Annotated in this window: 9 protein-coding genes and 1 riboswitch; of the genes, 5 read left to right on the top strand and 4 right to left on the bottom strand. The window is 72.7% G+C overall.

Annotation, left to right across the window (positions count from 1 at the left end; genetic code table 11):
* Nucleotides 1-39: 39 nt before the first annotated feature.
* Nucleotides 40-1,320 carry a threonine synthase gene (thrC, locus tag ACZ52R_RS08965; protein ID WP_465626721.1) on the bottom strand — a complete coding sequence of 427 codons (1,281 nt, stop codon included), beginning with the start codon at nt 1,318-1,320 and terminating at the stop codon, nt 40-42.
* A gap of 16 nt (nt 1,321-1,336) precedes the next feature.
* A riboswitch (SAM riboswitch) is annotated at nt 1,337-1,472 on the bottom strand.
* A gap of 171 nt (nt 1,473-1,643) precedes the next feature.
* Between thrC and ACZ52R_RS08970 the strand changes: the two genes are divergently transcribed.
* Together ACZ52R_RS08970 and ACZ52R_RS08975 are read left to right on the top strand one after the other, a co-directional pair.
* Nucleotides 1,644-2,624: a glucosyl-3-phosphoglycerate synthase gene (locus ACZ52R_RS08970; RefSeq protein WP_396287951.1), complete on the top strand. Its 981-nt coding sequence runs from the start codon at nt 1,644-1,646 to the stop codon at nt 2,622-2,624.
* Nucleotides 2,625-2,697: 73 nt separating this feature from the next.
* Complete coding sequence (locus tag ACZ52R_RS08975; RefSeq protein ID WP_465626723.1) at nt 2,698-4,182, top strand: alpha,alpha-trehalose-phosphate synthase (UDP-forming); 1,485 nt, start codon at nt 2,698-2,700, stop codon at nt 4,180-4,182.
* Here the strand turns inward: ACZ52R_RS08975 and otsB are convergent.
* Together otsB and ACZ52R_RS08985 are read right to left on the bottom strand one after the other, a co-directional pair.
* Complete coding sequence (gene otsB, locus ACZ52R_RS08980) at nt 4,169-5,020, bottom strand: trehalose-phosphatase (protein WP_465626725.1); 852 nt, start codon at nt 5,018-5,020, stop codon at nt 4,169-4,171. The two genes, ACZ52R_RS08975 and otsB, sit on opposite strands and share 14 nt — an antisense overlap.
* Nucleotides 5,021-5,061: 41 nt before the next feature.
* Nucleotides 5,062-5,334 carry a DUF3263 domain-containing protein gene (locus ACZ52R_RS08985; RefSeq protein WP_465626726.1) on the bottom strand — a complete coding sequence of 91 codons (273 nt, stop codon included), beginning with the start codon at nt 5,332-5,334 and terminating at the stop codon, nt 5,062-5,064.
* Nucleotides 5,335-5,400: 66 nt separating this feature from the next.
* On the opposite strand from ACZ52R_RS08985, the gene ACZ52R_RS08990 reads away from it, so the two are divergent.
* Nucleotides 5,401-5,751 (top strand): cupin domain-containing protein, encoded by a 351-nt coding sequence (locus ACZ52R_RS08990; protein ID WP_465626728.1) that lies wholly within the window; start codon nt 5,401-5,403, stop codon nt 5,749-5,751.
* A gap of 70 nt (nt 5,752-5,821) precedes the next feature.
* Here the strand turns inward: ACZ52R_RS08990 and ACZ52R_RS08995 are convergent, their stop codons facing one another.
* The gene (locus ACZ52R_RS08995) at nt 5,822-7,102 is read right to left on the bottom strand and encodes an extracellular solute-binding protein (protein ID WP_465626729.1); all 1,281 of its coding nucleotides are present in this window, start codon (nt 7,100-7,102) and stop codon (nt 5,822-5,824) included.
* A gap of 323 nt (nt 7,103-7,425) precedes the next feature.
* Here ACZ52R_RS08995 and ACZ52R_RS09000 point away from each other — a divergent pair, with 323 nt between their 5' ends.
* Both ACZ52R_RS09000 and ACZ52R_RS09005 read left to right on the top strand, forming a co-directional pair.
* On the top strand, nt 7,426-8,376 hold the full coding sequence (locus ACZ52R_RS09000) for an ROK family protein (RefSeq protein ID WP_360494797.1): 951 nt from the start codon (nt 7,426-7,428) through the stop codon (nt 8,374-8,376).
* The coding region (locus ACZ52R_RS09005) for an amidohydrolase family protein (protein ID WP_465753230.1) at nt 8,373-8,731 on the top strand (359 nt) is incomplete at its 3' end. The genes ACZ52R_RS09000 and ACZ52R_RS09005, both read left to right, overlap by 4 nt.

The raw sequence follows: 8,731 nt of genomic DNA on the forward strand, positions 1-8,731 counted from the left end.
CTCTCCTTGCGGGTGGGGCCTCACGGGGGCGGAGGTGGTTCAGGCGGACACGAGGCCGGCGGCGCGGAAGGAGTCCAGCGTCGGGCGGATGACGGCGGTCATCCCGGCGTCGGAGACGGCGTCCAGGGTCTTCAGGCCGTCGCCGGTGTTGATCGCGACGGTCTCCTTGGCCGGATCCAGCCGTCCGGTCTCGACCAGCTTCTTCAGCACGCCGACGGTCACCCCGCCCGCGGTCTCGGCGAAGATTCCCTCGGTCCGCGCCAGCAGCCGGATCGCCGCCACGACCTCGGCGTCCGTGACGTCCTCCACCGCCCCGCCCGTCCGGCGGGCGATGTCCAGCACGTACGGGCCGTCGGCCGGGTTGCCGATCGCCAGCGACTTGGCGATGGTGTCCGGCTTGACCGGCTTGATCACGTCCCGGCCGGCCTTGAAGGCGGCCGACACCGGCGAGCAGCCCTCCGCCTGGGCGCCGAAGATCCGGTACGGCCGGTCCTCGACCAGGCCGAGCTTGATCAGCTCCTGCAGCCCCTTGTCGATCTTCGTCAGCTGCGATCCCGAGGCGATCGGGATCACGATCTGCTCCGGCAGCCGCCAGCCGAGCTGCTCGCAGATCTCGTACGCCAGCGTCTTGGAGCCCTCGCCGTAGTACGGCCGCAGGTTGACGTTGACGAAGCCCCAGCCCTCGCCGGCCGGGTCGCCGATCAGCTCCGAGCAGAAGCGGTTCACGTCGTCGTAGTTGCCCTCGATGCCGACCAGCTCGCCGCCGTACACCCCGGCCATGACGACCTTGCCCTGCTCCAGGTCGTGCGGGATGAACACGCAGGACCGGAACCCGGCCCGGGCGGCCGCCGCGCCCACCGCGCCGGCCAGGTTGCCGGTGGAGGAGCAGGACAGCGTCGTGTAGCCGAACGCCCGCGCGGCCTCGATGGCGCAGGCCACCACGCGGTCCTTGAAGGAGTGGGTCGGGTTCCCGGAGTCGTCCTTGATGTGCAGCTGGGCGGTGAAGCCGAGCTCCCGGCCCAGGTTGTCCGCCTTCACCAGCGGGGTCCAGCCCGGGTTCAGGTTGGGCTTGGAAGCCACGTCGGCCGGCACCGGCAGCAGCGGCGCGTAGCGCCAGACGGAGGCCGGACCGGCCTCGATCCGCTTGCGCAGCTCCTCGGCGCCCTCGCTGCCGAATTCGTAGGCGATCTCCAGCGGGCCGAAGCACTCCAGGCACGCGAAGTCGGGACCGAGCGGGAATCGGGTGCCGCACTCCCGACAGGACAGCGCGACGGCGGGGCCGAGGTCCACGGAAACAGGTGCGACAGTGTCGATAGCCATGATGGCGAGGCCTCTCTCCTCATCTTCCCCGCGGCGCGGACGCGCCACAGGCCGGAATTGGCACCTGTCCCGCCGGGGCCTGTCGAGAACAGCCGCGCGAGAAGGTTGCCGGGACGTCAACGGGCCGTTCCCTCAGTCCCTCTGGATGAGCTTGTGAAATTGTGGTGGTACTCAGCGGCGACCCCGGCGTGCGAAGGTCCGGCCGCTGTACGAAGACTGTATCCGAAGGCGTCAATCCTGAACGGGACCGTCCGCCACGCGAGATGAGCCGTCCCACCCCACCCGCCGAGGAGACTTCCGTGCCCGCCGAACCGACTCCCGAGCTGCTTCCGCAGGCGGCGTCCTGGCTGCGCCGCCGCTCCTGGAGCGCGGCCGACCGGCCGGTGCGCACCCTCCTCGCGGCCAAGGAACGCACCGGGCGCACGGTCAGCGTCGTCCTCCCCGCCCTGGACGAGGAGGCCACCGTCGGCGACATCGTCCGCACCGTCCGCCGCGAGCTGATGGAACGCCTCCCGCTCGTCGACGAACTCGTCGTGGTCGACTCCGGCTCCTCCGACGCCACCGCCGCCGTCGCCGCCGAGGCCGGCGCCCGGGTCGAGCACCGCGACGCCATCCTGCCCCGGCTGCCCGCCGCCGCCGGCAAGGGCGAGGTGCTCTGGCGCTCGCTGCTGGTCACCCGCGGCGACATCGTCTGCTTCGTGGACGCCGACCTGCGCGAGTTCGATCCGGCCTTCGTCTCCGGCATCGTCGGCCCCCTGCTGACCGACGAGTCCATCCAACTGGTCAAGGCCATGTACGACCGTCCTCTCGAGACGGAATCCGGTGCCGTCGTCCCGGCCGGCGGCGGCCGCGTCACCGAACTCGTCGCCCGCCCCCTGCTCAACCTCCACTGGCCGGAACTCGCCGGTTTCGTCCAGCCCCTCGGCGGCGAGTACGCGGCCCGCCGCTCACTGCTCGAACGACTGCCCTTCCCCACCGGTTACGGCGTCGAACTCGGCCTGCTGGTCGACGCGTTGGAGCTGGTCGGCCTGGACGCCCTGGCCCAGGTGGACGTCGGCGTCCGGCACCACCGCCACCAGGACGGCCAGGCCCTCGGCCGGATGGCCGCCACCATCTACCGCACCGCCCTCGAACGCCTCGACCGCGCCCACCGGCTCAAGGCCTCCGCCGACCTCCTCCTCCCGCAGCTCACCCAGTTCACCCGCGACCCGCAGACCCGCGCCTTCACCGCCCACACCCACCCGGTGACCGCCCTGGAGCGCCCCCCGATGCACACCGTCCCCGAATACGCGATCCGCCACTGACCGAGGGCGGCCCCGGGTGAACTGAGGACGGGCCCCGGGTTTGCCGCGCCTGACCCACGGCAACATGCCAACCATGGGCGATCTCACGACCGAACGTTCGAGTGCGACCGGCACCGCCCCCGTCCTGGTGGCATCCAACCGGGGACCGGTGTCGTTCAGCACCGCCGACGACGGCACGCTGACCCTGCGGCGCGGCGGCGGGGGCCTGGTCTCCGGCCTCTCCGCGATCGACGACCCGAACGCGGTCTGGGTCTGCGCCGCCCTGGGGGAGGCGGACCGCAGAGCCGCCGAGCAAGCCCCCCGCGGCCGCCTCGACCTGGCCGGCCACGACGTCGGCGGGCAGGCCGTCCGGATGCTGGCCATCGACCCCGAGACTTTCGCCCGCGCCTACAACGGCGTCGCCAACTCCACCCTCTGGTTCGTCCACCACCTGCTCTACGCGACCCCCACCGCGCCCTCCTTCGACGCCGCCTTCCGCACCGAATGGGCCGCCTACCGGGCCTACAACGCCGCCTTCGCCGAGGCCCTGGCCGCCGAAGCCGCCCCGAACGCCGCGGTCCTGGTCCAGGACTACCACCTCTCCCTCACCCCGGCCCTGCTCCGCGCAGCCCGCCCCGACCTGCGGATCGGCCACTTCTCGCACACCCCCTGGGCCCCACCCGAGTACTACCGGCTGCTCCCGGACGACGTCGCCCGCGCCGTCCTCACCGGCATCCTGGGCGCCGACCGGGCCGGCTTCCTCACCGAGCGCTGGGCCCGCGCCTTCGCCGCCTGCTGCGCGGACCTCCTCGATGCCACCGTCGACCACGAGGCACTCACCGTCACCCTCGACGGCCGCACCACCCGCCTCGGCGTGCACGCCCTCGGCGCCGACGCCGACTTCCTGCGCGAACGCTCGCACCGCCCCGACGTCGACGAACGCCTCGCCGCCCTGCGCGAAGCCGTCGGCGACCGCCGCACCATCGTCCGGGTCGACCGCACCGAGCTGAGCAAGAACATCGTCCGCGGCTTCCAGGCCTACCGGCACCTGCTCCGCACCCGCCCCGAGTGGCACGACCGGGTGGTCCACATCGCGTTCGCCTACCCGTCCCGGACCGACCTGGCCGAGTACCGGAACTACACGGCCGCCGTCCAGGACCTCGCGGAAGAGATCAACGACGAGTTCGCCACCCCCACCTGGCAGCCGCTGATCCTGCACGTCAACGACGACTTCCCGCGTTCCCTCGCCGCCTACCGTCTGGCCGACGTGGCCCTGGTCAACCCCATCCGGGACGGCATGAACCTGGTGGCCAAGGAAGTCCCGGTGGTCTCCGACCGCGGCTGTGCCCTGGTCCTCTCCCGGGAGGCGGGCGCCCACGCGGAGCTCGCCGACGACGCCCTGACGGTCAACCCGTACGACGTCATCGCCACCGCCGACGCCCTGCACACCGCCCTCACCATGCCCGAGGAGGAGCGCGCCGACCGCACCAAGCGCCTCGCGGCGGCGGCCACCGCGCTCCCCCCGCAGCAGTGGTTCCTCGACCAGCTCAACGCGCTGGCCCCGCTCAAGTCCCAGTGAGGGCCTCGCCCAGCGCCCCCAACAGCTCCACCACGCCGGCCGGGCCCGGGACCACCAGGTCCGCCCGGTCGGCGAGTTCGCGCACCGGCGCGTCCCCCACCGCCCCGCTGCACACCAGCAGCCCGGCCACGCCCTCGCCCCGCAGCTTCTCCACCGCCGCGAAGGCCGCCACGTCCCCCAGGTCGTCCCCCGCGTACAGCACCGAACGGGCCCCCCGCTCCCGCAGGAACCCGGTCAGCGCCGCCCCCTTGTCCACCCCCGGCGGCCGCAGCTCCAGCACCAGCCGCCCGGGCTCCACCACCAGTCCGTACTCGGCCGCCAGCTCCCCCACCGGCGCACGCAGCAGCTCCAGCGCCTCCTCGGGCGCCGCCGTCCGCCGCGTGTGCACCGCCACCGAGCGCCCCTTGTCCTCCACGCCCGTCCCCGCCGGCGCCCCGGCCCGCGCCAGCACGCCCGGCAACGCCTCCCGCACCCCCGCCACTCCCGGGTGCACCTCCGGCGCCGTCACCTCGCCGTCCTCCCACCGCTCGGCCCCGTAATGCCCCAGCACCACGAGCCCCGGCACCCCGGCCAGCCCGCCGTACTCCACCGCCAACAGCGCCGGCCGACCCGTCACCACCACCACGGACCGCACCGACGACGCCAGCACCCGCAGCGCCCCCGCCACGCCCGGGTGCGCCCTGGCCCGGCTCGGGTCCGCGACGATCGGCGCCAGCGTCCCGTCGAAGTCCAGCCCGATCACCGCCTCCCGGGGCGCCCGCAGGATCGCCCGCACGCCCTCCCGTCCGGCCTCGGTGCCCGGCGCCCACGTCTCTTCGAATCCCGAACCGAATCCCATACCGGGGCACATACCCCCGGCCCCGGCGCGGAACGCCCGGCTCAGCGGGCCTCCCTCCGGGCGGCCCGCACCCGCCGCAGCCGGTTCACCAGCACCGGTGCGTGCGCCAGCGCCTCCTCCCGGTCCAGCAGCGCGTTCAGCAGTTGGTAGTACCGCGTGGAGGAGAGGCCCAGCTCCTCGCGGATCGCCCGCTCCTTGGCGCCCGCCGTCCGCCACTGCCGCCCCTCCAGCGCCAGCACCGCCCGGTCCCGCACACTCAGCTCGCCCACCGCACCCACCTCCACACCCCTGCGCCCGCCACTACGGAGTGTCATTCTCCCGCGCGACCCCGACACACACTGCTCGCCCCACCGCTCCCCCGCCGCCGCTAACGTCGCCCCATGACCACGCCCAGCTTCGCCCTGCACATCCCCGCCGCCGACCTCGAACCCGACCCGCTCGACCCGTCCCAGATCGTCTCCGGCGCTCCCGAGGTCACCGGCAAGGTCCTCGCCGAGTCCGCCGACGGCCGTCAGCTGCGCGGCATCTGGCAGATCACCCCCGGCGTGGTCACCGACGTCGAGGCCGACGAGATGTTCGTGGTGCTCAGCGGCCGGGCCACCATCGAGATCGAGGGCGGCCCGACCCTGGAGGTCGGCCCCGGCGACTGCGCGGTCCTGCGGGAGGGCGACCGCACCACGTGGACGGTCCACGAGACCCTCCGCAAGGCCTACGCGATCACGCTCCCCTGAGCGACTCTTCTGCATGAAGACACGTCGAGGCCCGGCCCGGGAACCCCCGGGACCGGGCCCGCCGTACGGACTACTTGCGGACCCGCGCCGCCTCCTGCGCCGCCGCGTCCTGCAGCCCCCCGAGCACCACCTTCGGGTCCCCCGTCGCTGCCTGCCCGATCCCCGCCTTGATCCGGTTGCTGACCTCGCCCCACGCCGGGTCCCCGAACGGGTAGAAGCTCGCGTTGGTCAGCCCGACCGCGAACTGCTTGAGGTCCGTGTGCTTCGGGTCCGTCGACATCTGGTCGAAGGCGTCCTGGGTGACCGGCAGCAGGTTGTACTGCTCGTCGAACTTCAGCTGGTTGTCCTTGGTGTAGACGAACGACAGGAACTTCTTGATCTCGTTCTTGTGCCCGTTCGCCTTGAACGCCATCATCCAGTCCGCGACCCCGAGGCTCCCGGTCCGCCCCACGCCGTCCTTCTTCGGGATCGGCGCCGTCCCGAACTCGATGTTCCCGGTGGTCGCCATCCGCAGCAGCGTCGGATGCCCGTTCAGCATCGCGACCTTCCCGGCCGCGAAGTCCTGGAACACCGGGGTGCGGTTCATCTTCCCCGGGTCCGGGTACGTCAGCCCGGTGCTCACCAGGTTGCTCTTCAGCCAGCCGAACGTCGCCTGGTTCTGGGCGCTGTCGATGGTGTAGTTGCCCACGTCGTCGGAGATGCTCCCGCCACCGCTCAGCGTCCACAGCATGGACTCCGCCGGCGCCTCCTCCGGCCCCAGCGGAAGCCCGTACGGGGTCACCCCCGGCACCTTGGCCTTGATCTTCTCCGCGTCCTGCTTCAGCTCGCTCCAGGTGGCGGGCGGCTGCGCGATCCCCGCCTGCCGGAACATCGCCTTGTTGTAGAAGAGCACCCGCGACGAGGACACGAACGGGATCCCGTACTGGATTCCGAGCACCTGCCCGGCGTGCGCGAAGGTGTCCAGGAGGTCGACCTGGGTGTCCATCGAGAGCACGTCGGACGCCGGGTACAGCCGACCCGCCGCGACCTGGTCGGCGAAGCCGCCGGTCTGCAGCAGGTCCGGCGACTTCCCGGCCGCGATCATGTCCTCGACCTTCTTGCCGATCTCGGTCCAGCTGTCGACCTCGACACTGACCTTGATCCCGGGGTTGGCGGCCTCGAAGGCCTTGGCGACCCCGTCCCAGTAGTGCTTGGAGTTGGTCTCCTGGCTCTCCCCGTAGTCCGCGGCGACCAGCTTGAGGGTGACGGTCCCCTGGTCCTGCCCGCTGCACGCGCCGACCGCGGTGAGTGCCAGGGCTCCGGCCAGCACACTGCCGAGCACACGGGTGGGAACGTGGACGCGCCTGTTCAACGCGGGTACCGCCTTAGGGGAAGAACTGCCGCCGGAACGAGGGAATCCGGCAGGGGGGAGGCGCCACACTGCCAAACCCGCCGACCACTGGTCCACACCACTGGGCCGCCCCGCACCAGTAGTTACCGAAGTGCCCGGAGTCGTTGCACGATGCGCAACACCAGCGCCCGATTCACCCCCGGACAACCGTCCGGACACCCCTCGTACGCCCCGCCCAAAGCCCCGCAGACCCCCACGGCTGCGACAAAGCTCACCCAGTATGGACCAGACCAATCCGACAACTGGACTAGACCTCTTCTACCCACCAAGGGAAACTGTCCTCCGTGAAGCACGTCATCGCACTCGATGTAGGCGGCACCGGCATGAAGGCCGCGCTGCTCGCCCAGGACGGCTCCGTGCTGTTCGAGGCACGCCGACCGACCGGGCGGGAGCACGGCACGGACGCCGTCGTCGCCGCCATCCTCGACTTCGCCACCGACCTGGCGGCCGAGGGGCGCAGCCGCTTCGGCGTCGCCCCGCTCGCGGCCGGCGTGGCCGTCCCGGGCACGATCGACGAGAAGAACGGGATCGCGGTCTTCTCCGCCAACCTCGGCTGGCGGGACCTGCCCCTGCGGGGACTCCTCGGCGAGCGCCTGGCCGGCCCCGACGGCACCGCGATGCCGGTGGCCCTCGGCCACGACGTGCGTTCGGGCGGCCTGGCCGAGGGCCGGATCGGCGCCGGCCGGGGCGTCGACCGCTTCCTGTTCATCGCCCTCGGCACCGGCATCGCCGGCGCCATCGGCATCGGCGGCCGGATCGAGGCGGGCGCACACGGCTACGGCGGCGAGATCGGCCACGTCGTGGTCCGCCCGGGCGGACCGCAGTGCGGCTGCGGCGCCCGCGGCTGCCTGGAGACGCTGGCCTCCGCCTCCGCCGTCTCCCGCGCCTGGGCCGAGGCCAGCGGCGACCCCGACGCCGACGCGGCATCCTGCGCCGCCGCGGTGGACGCCGGGGACGACCGCGCCCGCGCAGTCTGGCAGCGGGCCGTCGACGCCCTGGCGGACGGCATCGTCCTCGCCCAGAGCCTGCTCGACCCGTCCACGGTGATCGTCGGCGGCGGGCTGGCCGAGGCCGGCGACACCCTCTTCGGTCCGCTGCGCACGGCGGTCACCGAGCGCCTGACCTTCCAGATGCCCCCGAAGGTCGTACCCGCCATGCTCAAAGACACCGCCGCGTCCCTGGGCGCGGGCCTGCTCGCCTGGGATCTGCTGCTCTCCATGGAGGTGACCGCGTGACCACCGCGGACCGTGACCGTACTGCCCTGGCCGGCGCCCGCCTGGTCCTGCCCGGCGGCGTCGTCGAGGGCGACCGGCTGGCCGTCGAGGGCGACCGCATCGCGGCCATCGCGAGCGGCGAGCCCGAGCCCGGTGACCTCGACCTGACCGGACACACCGTCGTGCCCGGCTTCGTCGACCTGCACGTCCACGGCGGCGGCGGCGCCTCCTACGCCTCCGGCATCGCCGAGGAAGCCTTGACCGCCGCCCGGACCCACCTGGAACACGGCACCACCACCACGGTGGCCTCCACCGTCACCGGCGAGATCGACGACCTCGCCCGCCAGGCCGCCGTACTCTCCGAACTCGTCGAGGA

Source organism: Kitasatospora sp. NPDC034023, assembly GCF_055575795.1.